Source organism: Undibacterium sp. Ji50W, assembly GCF_049340445.1.
Lineage (GTDB): Bacteria > Pseudomonadota > Gammaproteobacteria > Burkholderiales > Burkholderiaceae_D > Undibacterium.
On the sequence record NZ_JBMPOX010000005.1, the window covers coordinates 1 to 18098 of the forward strand.

Genomic DNA, 18098 nt, shown 5'->3' on the forward strand with positions numbered 1-18098 from the left:
GTCTTATCGGTCTCTGTTTTTGAGAAAACTGAGATTTCATGCGCCTTTCAGACCGATGACTACATTTCTGAAACAGCACCCAACGCTAACCAATTGAATTTATTCGACTTTTAACCGGACGCTAGTGACTCCATTTAAACATTAAATTTGATCACAAATATACTGATGCATTCGAGCAATACTTCATGTCTATGCTTGGTGAAAAAAAAATTCCGAAAAAGAATTTGGAGGATTTTGATTACTTTCTAAGTAAAATTTTGGACAAAGAAATATTTGAAAAGAAATTCGTAAAAAGATTTTTTGAATCTGACGAAGATTACTTAGGTGATGCCGAATTCAATGCGTTAAAACAGTGCTTACTCCCTCACTTAACTGAAGTTGATGGCGAGAAAATAATGTCCAAACTTTACCTTTGGCTTGGCAAAGACAGTTGGCATAGGATCGAATGGCTTGTATCTTCAAATATTACGTTTACAAAACAGCCACTAGCTAAACTTGAATCAAGAGTTTTAGAAAAATTTAAAACAACTACTGATCAGAGTGAGCTAGACGTTTTAAACAAAGTTGCCGGTAGTTTTGGAATATCCCTAAAAGCGGAAATCCTTGACGAATCAAAAGACAAGTAAAAAAATGCTCGTTCATCTTTCAATTTGAAATTACATTACACGAAATAGCTAAACACCAGATCCAACCATCACCTTCGCCGACGCCTCGGCCACGATCCTTCTTAACCAGTGCACTTCCGCTGTGGCATCTACGCGTTCGTGCCAGAGCATGAAGAATTTCATCCTGGGTACTGTGATGGCATGAGCAGAACTTCTATCGGCCAGTCTTTGGCACATTGCACGGCAAAGCTGCGGCTAGTGGTGAAGATCAGGTCGGTGCAGGCCAGTACATAGGGCACCATGCCAAAGTAAGGGATGAATGATCATCTACATCTTGCTGGCATTGCAGCTGGCAAGATGAGAAAAACTGGCCGCATTGGTCTGTATCTTTATCTTCATTTTCTTGCTGGAACTCATTCCCAATCTGCGGGACTCCATTGCCGTCACGACACCTTCAGCGCCGCTTATCGAATCAGAAAATCTACCTCATAGATTAATCACTTGACATCATCGATACGTGGTACATTGAAATGCGATCTATTTAATCTCAGCCAGTCTCACTATTCGTGCAGCGCTTTTTCGCGATGATGTTCCAAAGACAAAATCTCCCATAGTTACATACACAAGTATTGAGTAACATCAAATTGGGAGTGCTATTGAACACCTCAAACACGCAGTCATTGGCGAAATCGCTGACTGGTATACGCGGTCTTGATGAAATTACCGAAGGTGGATTGCCCAAGGGGCGTCCCAGTCTGATATGTGGCAATGCCGGATGTGGCAAAACCATCCTGGGCATGGAATTCTTGCTGCACGGAGCGCTCGATTATGGCGAACCGGGTGTCTTTGTGTCATTTGAAGAAACCGATGAAGACTTGACCAGCAATTTCAATACATTAGGCTATGACCTCAGGGATCTGGATACCAGGAAGCTATTATCAATTGAGTATATCTACATTGAACGCAGTGAAATAGAAGAATCAGGCGACTATAATCTGGATGGGCTTTTCATTCGACTCGGTCAGGCAATTGATGCAATTGGTGCGAAAAGGATAGTACTCGATACCATAGAAGTACTATTTAGCGGTTTGTCCAATACGGCAATCCTGCGCGCAGAATTACGCCGTCTGTTCAGGTGGCTTAAAGAAAAAGGCGTGACGGCCATCGTCACCGGGGAACGCGGAGAGCGTACCTTGACCCGTTATGGCCTGGAAGAATATGTGGCCGATTGCGTGATTCTGCTAGATCTCAGGGTCGTGGAACAAATCGCTACCCGACGTCTGCGCATAGTCAAATATCGTGGCAGTGAACACGGTGCCAATGAATATCCCTTCCTCATCGACAAGCAGGGCATTTCGATATTGCCGATTACCTCTCTCGGCCTTGATCATACGGTGTCGGATGAAAGAATTTCCAGCGGGATTCCACGCCTGGATACCATGCTCAGCGGAGAAGGCTATTTCCGTGGTAGTTCAATTCTGGTATCTGGCACTGCCGGTTCGGGCAAAAGCAGTGTAGCGGCCAAATTCGTTGAGGCGGCCTGTGGTCGTGGCGAAAACTGTCTGTACTTTGCCTTTGAAGAATCACCACAGCAAATCATGCGTAATATGCTCTCCATCGGGATAGACCTTGCCCCCTGGGTTGAGCAAGGGCTGCTGCGCTTTCATGCATCACGCCCTTCCGTGCATGGGCTGGAAATGCATTTGGTCACCATGCACAAGCTCATTCTTGAATGCAACCCCGCCCACGTGGTCGTGGACCCGATATCGGCGTTGACTGTGGTTGGTTCAGACACTGAAGCCAAATCAATGTTAATACGCCTGATCGGCTTTCTCAAGACCCGCAAGGTCACAACTTTGCTGACCGGTTTAACCCATGTCGGCGACAAACTGGAAACAAGCAACGAAGAGATTCCATCCCTGATCGATACCTGGTTAAGTCTGCGTGATATTGAGCATCAGGGCGAACGTAATCGCGGCATGTACATCTTGAAATCACGCGGCATGGCGCACTCTAACCAGATCCGCGAATTTATTTTGAGCAGCAAAGGCATAGACCTGTTCGATGTCTATCTGGGCCGGAAAGGTGTACTGACTGGCGCTGCCCGTGTCGGACAGGAAGCGCTGGACCGATCCAACGTCGTGTCACGTCAACATGACCTCCAGCGCAAGAAGCGCGAATATGAACATAAGCGACAAGCACTGGAAGCCAACATCGCGGCACTACGCGAAGAATTTGATACTGCCACCGAAATCATAGAAAGTCTTTCGGAAGAAGAAAAACAAAGGGACGCAGTCATTATTCATGACCGCGCCGATATGGCAAAACTAAGACGTGCTGATTTGACTGCTCTTTAGAAAAGAGGCCTGCACCATGCTTGAATTAATTATGGAATTTGGAAAAATGCCACTATCGATGACGAATACCGGGAATAAAAAATGGATGCTACGTCTCTACGTAGCCGGTCAAACCCATAAATCCGCCGTCGCACGTGCGAATCTTCACAAAATTTGTGAACAACATATGCCAGATAAATATCATGTCGACGTCATCGATTTATTGGAAAACCCGCAATTGGCAAAGGTAGACCAGATTCTGGCCATCCCGACCCTGGTGCGTGACATGCCTATGCCCGTAAGAAAAATTATTGGTGACCTTTCCAATACCGAAAGAGTATTGATGGGACTGGATGTGCATGCCGCTGAGACGTGACAGGCTGCATAAAAATGTACCTGTAATTTCCCTTTGGCGCTGACCTTCCTGTACGCGCAGCAAGGCTGCACGGAACATTTGTTGGAAGAGCATAGGGCTGCGCATTATGTTTGAATTGTGGATCTTTATCACGCCTTTTTTCAATAAGAGAAGTGATGGGATGGTAATGGCGCTTGGTACAGGAATTTTCACTTGTATCAAACGCGTAATTGGCGACATGCATGACACACCGTGTCTGCTGCTGTCAGTTGATCAAATGGAGTACCTATGAGCAATGCTTCAAGCGTGCTTCATTTACTGCCGGATTCATCCCCCGAAATGGACTGCTTGCGTACGCGCCTGCGCGAAGCAGAGGAAACACTGGATGCGATACGCTATGGACGCGTTGACGCCCTGGTGATATCAAAAAACGACGAAGAAAAGATTTTCACCCTGCAAGGTGCTGAACACACCTATCGCCTGATGGTCGAAGCGATGAACGAAGGAGTAATAACGCTGGCAAGTGATGGAACCATACTGTATTGCAATCGCTGTTTCTCCGATATGCTGAAAATACCTCTGGACAAGATCGCCGGGAATTTACTGCAGAAATATGTTGCCCCAGCCAATATTGCGATGGTGGAAAAAATGTTGCAGGGTGTGGAAACCGAAAAAGCAGAGATATGGTTGTCCGGTGCCGATGGCAAGAACCTACCGGTTTTCCTGTCTCCCCAGATACTGCAAATCAAGGATGAACCCACCGTCATCTACATGGTCGCCATGGATTTGACATCTCACAAACAATACGAAGCCAGGCTGGAATATCTGGCCAACTATGATGCCCTGACTGGCCTCGCAAACAGGAACCGCCTGCATGATCGCCTGAAGCAGGCGATCGTATCTGCAGAACGTTATAAACACCAGGTCACGGTGGCTTTTATTGACGTCGACCTGTTCAAATTCATCAACGACAGTCTGGGCCATCATGTGGGTGATGAATTACTCAAGGCTGTGGCTGCGCGATTGAAGTCCTGTATGCGCGAGAATGACACAGTGGCCCGCCACGGCGGCGATGAATTCGTGGTGGTGATTGACCATTCAGATGAGGCTGTCATTTCCTTGCTGATGTCAAGGATACTGGCTTCGGTCGCTGAACCTATCATGGTAGAAGAGCGTGAATTGCAGGTTACCTGCAGCATCGGTTTCAGCCTCTATCCTATCGATGGCCTGGATGCAGATACGCTACTAAAAAATGCCGATGCGGCGATGTATCGCGCCAAAGAGCAAGGGCGCAACAATGTACAGTTTTATACAGAAGAACTGAATCAAAAAATACGCAAAAGACTCTCCATAGAATCCATGCTGCGGCATGCTTTGGAGCGCGATGAGTTTTTCCTGCATTACCAGCCGCAGGTTTCCCTGCAAACTGGAGCTATCGTCGGCGTGGAGGCATTGATACGATGGAATCATATGTCGGAAGGGGTAATTTCACCGGTAGACTTCATCCCTCTGGCGGAAGAGCTGGGCTTGATCGTCCCTATTGGTGAATGGGTACTTCGTACCGCCTGTGCACAAATGCAGGCATGGCACAGAGCCGGTTTTCCCAAGATCAGCGTTGCAGTCAATTTGTCTGCGCGCCAGTTCAAGCAACAGGATTTAGCAGAAGTCATTGCCCGTGTATTGCAAGAGACCGGCCTGAACCCAGCTTATCTGGATCTGGAACTCACCGAAAGCATGATGATGCACAATGTTGAGTCAGCGGTTGCCACGCTGGGCAAACTCAAACATATGGGTATCAAGTTATCTATCGACGATTTTGGCACCGGATATTCAAGCCTGAATTATCTGAAGCGCTTTCCTATCGATTTTTTAAAAATCGACAAATCCTTCGTCAAGGATATTACCAGTGACCCCGATGATGCCGCAATTGCCTGTTCCATCATTGCGCTGGCACACAGCCTCAGACTAAAAGTGATTGCCGAAGGTGTCGAAACTGAAGGCCAACTGGCTTATCTCAGATCCCATTCTTGCGACGCAATACAAGGTTATTATTTTAGTTGCCCCCTGTCGCCCGCTGCATGTGAACAATTTTTTTTGCAAGGCAAGCCGTTATCATTGAGCTTCAGCAGACAACCCACCGCCAGAAAAACCATGCTGATTGTAGATGCTGAAACCAGCATAGTAACTGCTTTGCAGCGTCTGTTTCGTCCCGATCATTATCATATTCTTGCTGCTTCAACCGCCAGTGCGGCCTTCGAATTACTGGCTTTGCATGACGTGCAGGTGGTTATTTCTGATCACCGTACAAAAGATATGAGCGGTACCGAATTTTTGAGCACGGTCAAGGATCTGTATCCAGATACTATCCGCATCATGCTTTCGGGCTATACCAATCTCGATTCCATCATCACTGCCATCAATTGCGGTGCCATTTACCGATTTTTTACCAAACCCTGGGATGATGTAATACTGCGCAAGGACATACGCGAGGCATTCGAACACCACGAACTGCTGCACGAAGCGAAATCATGCAAGTGAGATAATTATCCTAGGCCATCACCTTGGCCGATGCCTCGGCCACTATCCGCCGTAACCACTGCACTTCCGCCGCGGCATGTGCGCGTTCGTGCCAGAGCATGAAAAATTTCATTTTGGGTACGGTGATAGGCATGGGCAGGACTTCTATCGGCCAGTCTTTGGCACATTGCACGGCAAAGCTGCGGCTGGTGGTGAAGATCAGGTCGGTGCGGGCCAGCACATAGGGCACCATGCCAAAGTAAGGGATGGTCATCTGTATCTTGCGCTTTAAGCCCTGCTCTGCCAGCGCGCTATCGATGATACTGCGGTGGCCCATCATGTAGGGTGTCGGGGCCAGATGCGCCATTTCCAGATAATATTTGATCGAAAGCCCCTTGCTGACGACAGGGTGCTTGCGGTGCACCATGCACACCACTTCATCTTCAAACAGTTGTGCCAGATGCAGATGCTGCGGCAGGTCTGGCCAGTTGCCGATGACGCAGTCAAGCTCGCCGGTTTCCAGCGCATTGGCATAATCAAAACCGGCATTCAGTGCATGTACCGTCAGGCCTGCATTCGGTGCCTGCTCACGCAGTTTTTCTATGATCAGCGGGATCAGCAAGGCACTCAGGTAATCGGGTGCGCCCAATTGGAAAACGCGCTGGGTCGATGCCGGCATGAAGGCAGGGGCCGGGCTGGCGATGCTTTCCATCACGTTCAAGCCCTGGCGGGCCAGCAGCAATAATTCTTCGCCACGTTCGGTGGCAGTCATGCCATTCTTACCGCGTACCAGGATAGCGTCACCGGTGATTTCACGCAGACGTTTCAGCATATTGCTGATGGCGGGTTGCGATTGCCCCAGCTTCATTGCAGTACGGGTCACGCTGCGCTCGGTCAGCAGGGTATGCAGGACACGCAATAGATTGGTATCAAGCTGATCAACCAGGCGCTGGTTCATGCTGCCGCCTGCGGCACTGGCAATACCAAAGGCAACACATCACCATCGACAAAGACAAGTATCTGGCCCGATTCGCATTGGGTCCAGTGTTCATTGGTGGTCAGCGGTTCGGTGACGATGATGGCGACCTTGTCGGCAGGCGTGGTGACCTGGGAAAAATCCACGGCCACATCTTCATCCGTCAAGGCTGCCGTACTGAAGGGGTGCTGGCGCACGATGTAGTACAGCTTGGTGGAACAATGGGTGAACAAGGCCTCACCATTCGACAACATCATGTTGAAGGTACCAAAGCTGGCAATTTCTGCCGTGATCTCGTGCATGAACGATGCGAGCTGCTGTACCGATGGCAATTGCTCGCCAAAATGGCGACGCATGCGTTGCAGCAGATAGCAAAATGCCCGCTCGCTATCGGTATTGCCGACCGGCTGAAAACTGCCATCCAGCACCGGGTGAAATTCTTTCAGGTCGCCATTGTGGGCGAATACCCAGTAACGCCCCCAGCATTCGCGCACAAAAGGGTGACAGTTTTCCAGGCTGACCTGACCCTGGGTGGCCTTGCGGATATGGGCGATGACGTTTTTGGATTTGATGGGATAGCGCTTGATCAGCTCGGCCACCGGTGAATCCACCGCCGACTGGTGATCGACAAACAGGCGCACGCCGCTGCCTTCAAAGAAAGCGATACCCCAGCCGTCCTTGTGCTCGTCTGTCAAACCGCCACGCGTAGCAAACCCGGTAAAACTGAAGACGATATCAGTCGGGGTATTGCAGTTCATTCCAAGTAATTGACACATGATGCAAATAGTGAAAACAGTTTGCACATACCTTACCATAGGCAAACCCGCTTATTATTCACAAAGCTATAAGATTTTTGTGATTCCTTATGTGATTTGCACTCAGGGTACATTGACATATCTTTTAGACAAGCGAATGGCAAGCTAAGCTTATCCGGCAGGCGCACCGCGACACAATCTGTAGCAATCATGCCTACGGTAAATGACTTACAATTTGACCGTAGACCTGACGCATAGTGAAGCAGATAATCTACCCATGGCCTGACTTCAGGCTGATAAAGGAATCTATCATGCAAAACTTCAGCACCGACGCCTTATTACTGGCCGTACCTGAGTTAAAAGATGTCGCGCCTAAACACTACCAGGAATTGATCTACCAGGCAGAGCAGGCGACATCAAAGACACGCAAGCCGTTCTGGCGTGAATTGATGATAGGCCTGACCCTCTTCATGACTGTGTATCTGTCCACACAGCTGTTGGGTTCCAGCTCGATCTGGGTCAGCGGCGTGGTCACTTTTGCCAGTACGCTGACATCCATATTCGTCATTGACCTGCTCTACTTCCGCAAGCTGAAGCCTGCCATCATCGCGCGTCTGGCAAAAATCAAGACTTAATCTGCAGATCAAGTCTTGAGGGCAAACACTTTTTGGAATTCGCGTTTGCCCTTGCTTGTCAGCGCCAGTGCCCGGCTGTCCAGATCACGCTCCAGCCAGGCATGACTCAGCAATAAATTCAATAAAGCTGCGCCCAGTGCGCCGCCCAGGTGCGGTGTGCGCTCACTCCAGTCAAGGCAAGAACAGGCAAACCTGCGTCTGGCCTTGCGTGTGGCAGTCACATCCAGCCCCAGTTTTTCCAGCGCAAGCACACCTTCGGCTGTCAGTTCATAGGCGGTTTCTTCACCTTTCACAGTGATGATCCATGCTTGCTGTAACAGATAATCATGCACACCTACCGCGACCTCACCTGCCATGTGGTCATAACAGGTACGTGCCTTGCGCAGGCGGTCTGGCGTATTGGGTACAAAACGTGGCCTGGGCAAGCCAGCAATCAATAACAGGGATTCCAGCGCATTCGCCACTTCGGGGCTGGCCAGCTGGTAATAGCGGTGCTTGCCCTGCGCCACCACATTCACCAGATGCTGTTCCAGCAATTTGCTTAAATGTACACTGGCGGTGGAAGGACTGACTTCGGCCACTGTTGCCAGTTCGGTACTGGTACGGGCGCGTCCATCCATCAGATTACACAGCATGCGGGCGCGGGCCGGCTCGGCTATCGCACCGGCCAGCCTGGCTAATTGGGTATCTGCATAGTGGACATTATCTGCATTCATACTTTGATGGTAGACGAATTGTTCAATGCAAACAAGCCCTATACTGCATCACATCACCTACCTATCCAGCACAGCCATGACCCAGCCAGGCACCATCAACATCCTGAATGCCGCCAGCCATTCTGACCCCTACCCGTATTACGCCAGCCTGCGGCAGGGCCCAGCCCTGGCCTACGAAGCTGAATTCAAATGCTGGGTGGCCAGCCGGGCAGACGTGGTGCAACAAGTACTGGAATCAGCCACCTGCGCCGTCAGGCCAACAGCCGAACCGGTACCGAGCGCTATCGCCGGTGGTTCAGCCGGTGAAATATTCGCCCACCTGATGCGCATGAACGAAGGCCAGCCCCATACCCAGCCCAAACAAGTCATGCAAGGCGCATTGCGCAAGTTGGATTTGTCGGCTATTGCTGTGCACATCCGACTGCATGCACAGACGCTATCCAGGCAATATGCACTGGGTGATGGTCAAGGTTTAAACCAGTACCTGTTCGACTTGCCCATCCATGTCATGGGCAGTACCCTGGGTTTCAGGCAAGATGCATTGGCCATGCTGGCCACCTGGATGGCTGATTTTGTGCGCTGCCTGTCACCACTAAGTACGCCGCCACAAATCGAGGCTGCGCATGCAGCAGCACAGGCTTTGCAAGCGGGTTTTCGCCAACTGCTGCAAGACAGTGCGGCCAAGCCAGACAGTTTCCTGGCGCGCCTGCAGGCAGATGCGCAGCAGCAAGGCTGGAACAATGCAGATGCACTGCTGGCCAACCTCATAGGCTTGTTATCGCAGACGTATGAAGCAACAGCCGGCCTGGTGGGCAATAGCATCATCGCCTTGCAGCAAGGACCAGACCTGTTGCATGGGCTGTGTGAAGAGTCAGCTAAGCAGCCACAAAGAATAAAAGACTTGGTTGCAGAAGTTGCCCGCCATGATGCCCCGGTACAAAACACACGGCGCTTCGTCACACAGGCATGCGAAATTGCAGGACAGGCTTTGCAAGCCGGTGAAGTAATCGTGGTCTTGCTGGCGGCAGCCAATCGTGATGAATCAGCCAACCCAGATGCCGATAGCCTGCAACTGGACAGACCCAACCGCAAGGTTTTCAGCTTTGGCCATGCGCGCCATGCATGCCCCGGCCAGGCGATTGCCGAACAGACCAGCGCCAGCAGTCTTCGCCATCTGTTAACAAGCAGCGAGATTGACTGGGGTAAATTAAGTTGGACTTACCGTCCTTCGCTGAATGGCCGCATTCCGGTATTCACCCATATCCCTAAGGAGACCACATGATCGCCGTTATTTTTGAAGTCATCCCCCATGCAGACAATAAGCAGGAATACCTGGACATCGCCGCCGGGCTGGCACCCTTGTTACAGCAGATGGATGGCTTTATCTCGATAGAGCGTTTTCAAAGCCTGGTTGATCCGGCCAAGATTTTATCGCTGTCTTTCTGGCGCGATGAAGCCGCTGTCGCCAACTGGCGCAATACCGAAGAACACAGGGCTGCACAGACGCAAGGGCGCGGCCATGTGTTTGCCGCTTACCGCCTGCGCATTGCCGCCGTGGTACGTGATTACGGCCTGCATGAAAGAGAACAGGCACCTGCGGACAGTCGCAATGTCCACGGTTAAAAAAAACGGAAAGCACAACATGTCCGCACTTGATCTTTACCTTAAAGAACACTACCTGAACAAGGTGCAATTTGCCGCAGTCTGCAATTGCACGGCAACAGAGATCGATACCTTGATACGGGCCCAGCTATTGCCCGCCCCATCGTATGTGGTGACAGAAAACGCCAGGATCTACTCTGCTGTTTTTGGTGAAATGGATGCAGCCGGAACTGATGCAGGTGAGTATTTTCACCCGGCCAATACAGTGTGGTACAACAAGGCGCAAGCGGCGATTGCTGCACACGGCGATCAGGCGGCTCAAGTATTCAGGCAAAATTTCATGCAAGAGTTTGTTGATGCAATCACCGAACTGAATACCACGCTATGGCATGTGCAAGACAGTTTTACCAGCGATGGCGCGGTCATCAGCGCAGGCTTGCAAACACGTGCCGATTTTGCCTGGCAACATTTTTTAATGGGCACGTTCAGCCTGTGTGTCGCCAACCCGGTATCTGCAGCAGCGATAGCACGCAAAGAAATATTACAAGAAAAATTGGGCGCCCTGACCGACCATGGCAACAAACGTATTTACAGTACCGCAGAAGCCAAAGACCTGCTGCCACTGGTCGATGATTATGCCCACGCAGCCATGTGGTTTTCACCAGCGGAATATCCACGTTGCAGCCGCAAACGACTGGTGGATGATTTGCGCCCCCATTTGCTGACGGCAATCGCTGCATAAATCTGCAACCGGGCGGATCGGCTCAGCCTGGCAGGGTAGTTTTCTTCAATACGCGGCATGCGTGGCCAGGTATAAGTTTGAATACCGACCAACTTATACCTCTACGCTTATGTTGAAACTCTATCTCTCCATGGCAGCCTTTGCACTGGCTGCATCCATTTCACCCGGCCCTGTGAATATTGTAGCGCTGCGTTCCGGCACGCAATACGGTTTTCGCGCCAGCCTTGCGCATGTCAGTGGCGCAACCATAGGTTTTACGGTTTTATTATTGTTAACCGGACTGGGCCTGCATGAATTATTGAATGTAATCCCTGCACTGACACAGGTCATACAATGGGCAGGGGTCGCTTTTTTATTGTTCCTGGCTTACAAGCTGGCTGTCGATGATGGGCAATTGCAGGTGGATGAACAGAGTAAGGGTCCGTCTGCATGGTATGGCGCACTGATGCAATGGCTGAACCCCAAAGCCTGGCTGGCGTCCATCGCAGGCATGGGTGCCTATGCAGCGAATGGTGATATCAGCATGGTATGGCATTTCACCATCATCTATTTTTTTATTTGCTATGCATCGATTGCCGCCTGGGCGTATGCAGGCACGGCCTTGCGCCAGCTATTCAGGCGACCTGCCCTGATGCGTGCTTTTAATCGCAGTCTGGCGGTGATGTTATTGATCAGTGCAGTCTATTTGATGCTCACTTGATGCTGATCTGATGCTGACTTGACGGTGGATAATTACCTCAAATACTGACCCGGCGTCGCTGCCAGCATGCGTTTAAACACACGCTGAAAATGCGCCTGGTCTGCAAAGCCGGCATCCAGTGCAGCTTCGGCAATGGTGGCGCCGTTCTTCAATCGCTCTTGCGCATATTGCACGCGGCGATTGATCAGGTAGGCATGCGGTGTCATGCCATATTGTTTTTTAAATGCGCGGAACAGGTAAGAGGCCGACAATCCGGCCTGCGCAGAAATATCGTCCAGGCTCAGGTCTTGCGCGCAATGTGTATCAATGAAGTCTGCCGCCACTTTAAGCTTGCCATTTTCTAGTTGCAATTCTGGTGTCGCTGCCTGCAGGCGCTTTTGCACTTCAGAAAAATACTGAATCGCACTGCCCTGCTTGTGCAAGAGTTCTGCATCTTCGGCTATCAACACCTGATACAACTCCAGCAAACCTGCATACAATACCTGGTCGTTACTGACCGCTGTCGCATATCCCTGAAATGCCTGGCCCGATGCCCCCTGCAAATCCGCCAGCCAGGTAGCATCCACATACAGCATGCAATAGGCCCAGGGTAAATCTTCCAGCGGATTACAAGCATGCACGCAGCCCGGATTGATAATAACCACGCTGCCCGCTGCGACACGGTAGTCATCATCACCATGCATAAAACTGCTCTCTCCGGCAATGATGGCACCGATGGAAAACAGCTTGTGTGCATGTCTGTCATAACTGATCCGACGACCATCTGCCAGATAGCGTGCCTCAATAAATGGCAGCCTGTCGTCGCGCCAGAAGCGCGGGGTAAATTCTGGCGGGGTCTTTTCAGTGGGCTTGGGCATTTTGATTGGGAATAGCAGTGCGGCAGCTTGGTGTCAGGCCATCCTGAACGCAGAATACTTCCATTTTCTAAATTTCAATTCTCGAAACCTGAACCAGACAGAAGCTACACCTCTGGAAATCACAGTCGCAGACGGTATATCTGAGGGGACGGACATTTTCAGGCTTCCGTTCAGCAGTAATTTATACTCCGCATCCTCAACATCGACAGGGGTGTACAGGTAGCAATAAGAAGTTTCGCTATCTTTACACAAGAGACAGAACCGCAGCCCCAATTCTGAATCTTTTGCCTGCTGATACCATTCTTTCACTAACGACTCCGGAATACCTTCGTCCTTAAAAATCTTCCAATCCGGACCACAACATATCGTATGTTCCGGCGCGACCCATACGATTTTTCCCGGAGCGCCCTGACTCAGAAGGAACACCCGAAAACGGACGATGGCCTTGTCAAATTCAGGCTTCAATTCCTGCATTGAGATAGATTACTTCCCAATACAAAACCGCGAAAAAATCACCCCCAGCAAATCATCCGATGTAAATTCGCCGGTGATGCTGTTCAGGCGGTCCTGGGTCAGGCGCAGTTCTTCGGCGAACAAATCCAGTGACTGGTCATTTTGTGCTGCGTATTCTGCGGCGTTTTGCAGATGTTCATGCGCGTGCTTGAGGGCGATCAGGTGACGTTCGCGGGCCAGGTAAAGTGATTCACCCGTCTGCTCCCAACCGGCGACGCGCAGCAATTCTTTGCGCAACAAATCGATGCCTGTGTGTTCATGTGCTGACAGATAGATGTGCGTGGCGTCAGACATTTCATCGACGCTGGCGTGGTGGCCGGACAGGTCTATCTTGTTCCAGATGCGTATCACTGGCACACAGTCTGGGAAGCGGGCGACGATGGCTTCATCAGCACGCGTCGGGCCACGACTGGCATCCAGCAGGTGCAGGATGACATCGGCCTTTTCAACTTCGGCCCAGGTACGTTCTATGCCTATACGTTCTACCGTGTCGATGGCATTGGCGGTCTGGCCTTCTTCGACTTCGTCATGCTCATGGCGTATACCGGCGGTGTCGATGATATTGAGGGGGATGCCTTCGATATGGATGGTTTCGGTCACCTTGTCGCGGGTGGTACCGGCGATGGGGGTAACGATGGCGACATCATCGCCAGCCAGCACATTCAGCAAGGATGATTTGCCCACATTCGGCTGGCCTGCCAGCACCACGTTTAACCCTGCACGCAGCAAGGCACCCTGTGCTGCCTGTTCAAACACTTTTTGCAGCGCTGCCTGTATGGTTGCCAACTGGCCACGGGCATTGGATTTTTCCAGGAAGTCAATTTCTTCTTCCGGAAAATCCAGCGTCGCTTCTACCAGCATGCGCAGGTGCACGACTTTTTCTACCAGTGCGTGGATGACTTTGGAGAATGCACCGGACAGCGATTGCGATGCCGATTTGGCGGCCGCTTCGGTCGATGCTTCGATCAGATCAGACACGGCTTCTGCCTGCGCCAAATCAAGCTTGTCATTCAAAAAGGCGCGCTGGGTAAATTCGCCCGGCTCTGCCAGACGTAAACCCGCATCCTTGCCAGCCTCCAGGCAACGCGACAGCAGCATCTGCATGACGACAGGGCCGCCATGGCCTTGTAGTTCCAGCACGTCTTCACCGGTATAAGAATGCGGTGCCTTGAAATAAATGGCGATGCCCTGGTCAATGACAGTGCCGTCAGCCAGGGTAAACGGCAGATAACTGGCATGGCGCGGCTTGAATTGGGTAGTGCCGAACAGGGCCGTGACAACCGGGGCAAGGTCTTTGCCGGAAATACGCACGACACCGATGCCGCCACGCCCAGGGGCGGTGGCTATTGCGGCGATGGGAATGGGATCATAGATCATATTGAAATTCTATCTGTGCTTGCACCCTATGGGTGCAATTTAGTTTCTGTTGCTGTGACGCAAATGCGACAAGGGTTTATGTCTTGTCGATATTATCCCCTCCCCTTCAAGGGGAGGGTTAGGGTGGGGATGGGTTTCGGTTGATCAACCGTTACGAAATTTTCGAAAGAACCCCATCCCCATCCCAACCTGTCCACCGCGCCGCTTGCAAGCGGCTTAGAAATTTGTGGCGCAAAGCATGCTTTGCGAATTCCCACAAATCTCCCCTTGAAGGGGAAGGAGCTAAAACAAAGCCGTCACCAAAACAAAAAAGCCCGCAAGCAAACTTGCGGGCTTTCTCATTTGCTCAATTTTTACGCTTAAGCCTTGTGCTCAGGCGGGATCAACTTGTTATTGATTACCCACTGCTGTCCTATCGACAGGATGTTGTTCACTACCCAGTACAGTACCAGACCAGACGGGAAGAAGAAGAACATGACCGAGAATGCCAGTGGCATGAACATCATCATCTTCGCTTGCATAGGGTCAGCCGGGGCTGGGTTCAGCTTGGTGGTGATGAACATGGATATCGCATACACCACAGGCAAGATATACCATGGATCAGGAGAAGTCAGATCGGTGATCCAGCCCACCCATGGCGCGCCGCGCATTTCCACGCTGGCCTGCAAGACCCAGTACAGTGCCAAAAAGACCGGCATCTGGATCAGGATAGGGAAGCAGCCGCCGAGAGGATTGATCTTCTCGGTCTTGTACAACTCCATCATGGCCTGATTCATTTTTTGCGGATCGTTTTTGAAACGCTCGCGCACGGCCTGCATCTTCGGTGTCACGACCTTCATCTTCGCCATGCTGCGATAACCAGCAGCCGACAAGGGGAACAGTGCCAGTTTGATAGAAATCGTGAAGACCACGATCGTCCAGCCCCAGTTACCCAGCATCTTGTGGATTTGTTCCATGACCCAGAACAGTGGTTTGGCGATAATGGTCAGTACGCCATAATCCTTGACCAGCTCAAAACCTGGCGCGATGGATTCCAGTTTCGCCGATTCTTGCGGACCAGAATACAAACGCGCATTCATCGTCACCGTCGCACCTGGCGCTACCGACCCCATAGGCAGAACATTGCCAACCGCGTACAGATTGGTATCAACCTGTTTGGTGAAGATTTCACGCTTGGTTTTTTCTTGCGGGATGAAAGCGGAAACAAAGAAATGCTGCAACATCGCTACCCAGCCGTTGTCAGACTGCTTGGCGTGGCTATCCGTACCTTTACCGATTTTTTCAAAATCCAGCTTCTGGAACTTGTCGCTTTCGGTATACACGGCAGGCGCATAAAACTCACCACTGCCAGAGAACATGCCGCCGCTTTCAGGCTTGGTGCCGTCATGCAGCAGTTGCAGATACAGCGAAGGGCTGATGGCTGCGCCACTGTTATTGGTCACGTCATGGCGCACGTCAATCGCGTAATCACCTTTTTTGAAGGTATAAGTCTTGGTCAGCTTGATGCCAGACTGTTCAGATTCCAGCACCAGTTGCACCTGATTGCCATCACCCAGGGTGCGAACACCAGGTTTAGCGACGAAGCCGGACCTGTGGTTAGGGAAAGCGCCACCCAGCAAGCCTGTCTGTGCCAGATAGGTGCGTTTGGTCGAGCGATCAAACAAGACCATGTTACGGGTGTGATCAGTACCATCTTTATGCTTGAGCAATTCCAGATGTTTCAGCTCACCACCAATGGTATCGATCTCGGCCTGGACCACATCAGTGGTGACGGTGATGATCTCACTCTTGATGACGGGTGCAGCTTCGCCAGTGGCTGGGGTGCCGGTGGCAGCAGTAGCGGCACTGGCAGCAGTTGCCGAAGCAGAACTTGGGACAGCCCCATTGGCGGATGCAGAAGCGCTGGCATTTTTGGTCTGCGCTGTCGGTGTCGGGAAAAACAGGGATGCTTTGCCGTTATGGCGCATCCAGTTATCCCAAATCAGGAGCAGCGACATTGAGAAAATTACCCACAGGACGGTACGTTTGATATCCATTTGTGTATGTCAGGAAAGGGGGGAAGAATGACCAGTGTGGCCAGTTTCATGGCAGCACTTGGCGGATGTGGGGGCGTTTTGCGTTTTTTCACTAGCAGGTGGCACATGATCCACACCACCGGGGTGCCAGGGATGACATTTGCACAAGCGTTTGCCTGCCAGCAAGCTCCCCTTGGCGGCACCGTGAATCTTGATCGCCTCTGCCGCATACTCAGAACAGCTGGGATAAAAACGGCAATTCTGCCCCAGCATAGGACTGATTGCCAGTTTATAGAACTTCAGCAACAGGAGCAGCAGGGTTTTCATCTCAAGCTGCCTTATGTGGCTGGCAGGCCGGTGCGGCGAACAGACGCAGGATTTCCGCCCTGAGCTCACGCTTGAGCTGGGCAGTTGTGGCAGGGCCATCCTTGCTGTTAACAGGTCGGGACAAACGCACGATGCAATCCACATTCAATAAGGCTGTCCACCGGAAAATCTCGCGGGTAACACGCTTGATCGTATTGCGCGTCACGGCACGTGGCGCAAAACGCTTGGCGGCCACCACGCCCAGACGGGCATGCGGCAAATCATTGGTTCTGGCATACAGCACGAAATGTGCAGTTTTTTGTACGGGGCGCAAACGAAAAACGGATGAAAACTCATCCGTTTTAACGATGCGCCTGACGCGTGCAAAATCTGCACCGTCGGCACCTGCCTGAACTGACTCAGTTATATGATTGATCATGCGAATTCAGCAAAGCTGCCGCAGACCAACAAACTGAAAATCAAGCTGCCAGGCGTTTACGGCCTTTGGCGCGACGTGCGTTCAGAACAGCGCGGCCACCGCGGGTTGCCATGCGTGCGCGGAAACCGTGGGTGCGCTTGCGGCGAACGACGGAAGGTTGGTAAGTACGTTTCATGTTGGTCTCGCTATTTGAGCAATAAAAAAAATCGGAATTACGGATAAAGGCTGTCTCGGGTGCGACTTCGGCTTGCACATGTTCGTCAGGCCTTTCGCCTTTACTGCCCCAAAACCGCTGCTCATGGTGTGTGCAAGATAACCGGATAAACCGCTTATCAGCGCCACACCAATAAAAGAGGGGTAGGGAACCCTGAATTAGACACCACTTTTGACTTGGCTGTCAATCACTTAGCGCAAATTTTAATCAACACAGGCACATCTATTGGTGCAATGCAAAGAATAAATTTAAAACCAAACCTGTGGATAACTCAGTCAAGCGGGGTTAAAATAGCGGATTAGCGCGGCACCGTTTTATGTCTTTCAGACAACTCACCCAGCGATACAGGCAGAATTAGTGGCGCAAGTTTAGCCTACTTCACCTGGGTAGAATGTTAATTCGGCACCGCGCATTTGCATTTAATAATTAAAGTCATAC

General features: G+C 51.1%; 19 protein-coding genes. 9 read left to right on the forward strand and 10 right to left on the reverse strand.

The features are described from left to right. Positions 1-185 precede the first annotated feature (185 nt). The 4 genes from ACO0K9_RS10020 to ACO0K9_RS10035 all read left to right on the forward strand — a co-directional run bounded on the left by ACO0K9_RS10020 (position 186) and on the right by ACO0K9_RS10035 (position 5834). Entirely contained in the window at positions 186-626 is a 441-nt protein-coding gene (locus ACO0K9_RS10020; RefSeq protein ID WP_422984377.1) for a hypothetical protein, read from the forward strand. Between the two features lie 635 nt (positions 627-1261). Beyond that, on the forward strand, positions 1262-2962 hold the full coding sequence (gene kaiC, locus ACO0K9_RS10025) for a circadian clock protein KaiC (RefSeq protein ID WP_422984379.1): 1701 nt from the start codon (positions 1262-1264) through the stop codon (positions 2960-2962). A 16-nt stretch (positions 2963-2978) separates the two neighbouring features. Beyond that, positions 2979-3317: a circadian clock KaiB family protein gene (locus ACO0K9_RS10030; protein WP_422984381.1), complete on the forward strand. Its 339-nt coding sequence runs from the start codon at positions 2979-2981 to the stop codon at positions 3315-3317. A gap of 267 nt (positions 3318-3584) precedes the next feature. Further along, positions 3585-5834 carry an EAL domain-containing protein gene (locus ACO0K9_RS10035; RefSeq protein ID WP_422984383.1) on the forward strand — a complete coding sequence of 750 codons (2250 nt, stop codon included), beginning with the start codon at positions 3585-3587 and terminating at the stop codon, positions 5832-5834. Between the two features lie 10 nt (positions 5835-5844). Here ACO0K9_RS10035 and ACO0K9_RS10040 read toward each other — a convergent pair whose 3' ends face one another. Both ACO0K9_RS10040 and ACO0K9_RS10045 read right to left on the reverse strand, forming a co-directional pair. After that, entirely contained in the window at positions 5845-6771 is a 927-nt protein-coding gene (locus ACO0K9_RS10040) for a LysR family transcriptional regulator (RefSeq protein ID WP_422984385.1), read from the reverse strand. Beyond that, positions 6768-7565 carry a class II glutamine amidotransferase gene (locus ACO0K9_RS10045; protein ID WP_422984387.1) on the reverse strand — a complete coding sequence of 266 codons (798 nt, stop codon included), beginning with the start codon at positions 7563-7565 and terminating at the stop codon, positions 6768-6770. Before ACO0K9_RS10045 ends, ACO0K9_RS10040 begins: the two co-directional genes overlap by 4 nt. A gap of 290 nt (positions 7566-7855) precedes the next feature. Here ACO0K9_RS10045 and ACO0K9_RS10050 point away from each other — a divergent pair, with 290 nt between their 5' ends. After that, positions 7856-8179: a hypothetical protein gene (locus tag ACO0K9_RS10050; protein WP_422984389.1), complete on the forward strand. Its 324-nt coding sequence runs from the start codon at positions 7856-7858 to the stop codon at positions 8177-8179. An 8-nt stretch (positions 8180-8187) separates the two neighbouring features. On the opposite strand, the gene ACO0K9_RS10055 is transcribed toward ACO0K9_RS10050, so the two are convergent. Beyond that, a complete protein-coding gene (locus ACO0K9_RS10055) occupies positions 8188-8895 on the reverse strand; it encodes an ArsR/SmtB family transcription factor (protein WP_422984391.1) in 708 nt (235 codons plus the stop codon). Positions 8896-8920: 25 nt separating this feature from the next. On the opposite strand from ACO0K9_RS10055, the gene ACO0K9_RS10060 reads away from it, so the two are divergent. The 4 genes from ACO0K9_RS10060 (at position 8921) to ACO0K9_RS10075 (ending at position 11939) form a co-directional block, all read left to right on the forward strand. Continuing rightward, entirely contained in the window at positions 8921-10177 is a 1257-nt protein-coding gene (locus ACO0K9_RS10060) for a cytochrome P450 (RefSeq protein WP_422984393.1), read from the forward strand. Then, positions 10174-10518 carry an antibiotic biosynthesis monooxygenase family protein gene (locus ACO0K9_RS10065; protein ID WP_422984395.1) on the forward strand — a complete coding sequence of 115 codons (345 nt, stop codon included), beginning with the start codon at positions 10174-10176 and terminating at the stop codon, positions 10516-10518. Before ACO0K9_RS10060 ends, ACO0K9_RS10065 begins: the two co-directional genes overlap by 4 nt. Positions 10519-10537: 19 nt before the next feature. Next, a complete protein-coding gene (locus tag ACO0K9_RS10070; RefSeq protein WP_422984397.1) occupies positions 10538-11239 on the forward strand; it encodes a DUF6058 family natural product biosynthesis protein in 702 nt (233 codons plus the stop codon). A gap of 112 nt (positions 11240-11351) precedes the next feature. After that, the gene (locus ACO0K9_RS10075; protein WP_422984791.1) at positions 11352-11939 is read left to right on the forward strand and encodes a LysE family translocator; all 588 of its coding nucleotides are present in this window, start codon (positions 11352-11354) and stop codon (positions 11937-11939) included. 32 nt (positions 11940-11971) lie between these two features. Here the strand turns inward: ACO0K9_RS10075 and ACO0K9_RS10080 are convergent, their stop codons facing one another. The 7 genes from ACO0K9_RS10080 to rpmH all read right to left on the reverse strand — a co-directional run bounded on the left by ACO0K9_RS10080 (position 11972) and on the right by rpmH (position 17621). Beyond that, positions 11972-12796, reverse strand: coding sequence for a helix-turn-helix domain-containing protein (locus ACO0K9_RS10080; protein ID WP_422984399.1), 825 nt, complete (start codon positions 12794-12796; stop codon positions 11972-11974). Between the two features lie 33 nt (positions 12797-12829). After that, the gene (locus ACO0K9_RS10085; protein WP_422984401.1) at positions 12830-13270 is read right to left on the reverse strand and encodes a hypothetical protein; all 441 of its coding nucleotides are present in this window, start codon (positions 13268-13270) and stop codon (positions 12830-12832) included. 9 nt (positions 13271-13279) lie between these two features. Continuing rightward, positions 13280-14686, reverse strand: a complete 1407-nt coding sequence (gene mnmE, locus ACO0K9_RS10090) for a tRNA uridine-5-carboxymethylaminomethyl(34) synthesis GTPase MnmE (RefSeq protein WP_422984403.1) — start codon at positions 14684-14686, stop codon at positions 13280-13282. Between the two features lie 359 nt (positions 14687-15045). Then, positions 15046-16722, reverse strand: a complete 1677-nt coding sequence (gene yidC, locus ACO0K9_RS10095; RefSeq protein ID WP_422984405.1) for a membrane protein insertase YidC — start codon at positions 16720-16722, stop codon at positions 15046-15048. A 9-nt stretch (positions 16723-16731) separates the two neighbouring features. After that, complete coding sequence (gene yidD / locus ACO0K9_RS10100) at positions 16732-17028, reverse strand: membrane protein insertion efficiency factor YidD (RefSeq protein WP_422984407.1); 297 nt, start codon at positions 17026-17028, stop codon at positions 16732-16734. Position 17029: 1 nt separating this feature from the next. After that, positions 17030-17446, reverse strand: coding sequence for a ribonuclease P protein component (gene rnpA, locus ACO0K9_RS10105; protein WP_422984409.1), 417 nt, complete (start codon positions 17444-17446; stop codon positions 17030-17032). Positions 17447-17486: 40 nt separating this feature from the next. Further along, positions 17487-17621: a 50S ribosomal protein L34 gene (gene rpmH, locus ACO0K9_RS10110; RefSeq protein WP_061535510.1), complete on the reverse strand. Its 135-nt coding sequence runs from the start codon at positions 17619-17621 to the stop codon at positions 17487-17489. Positions 17622-18098: the final 477 nt, after the last annotated feature.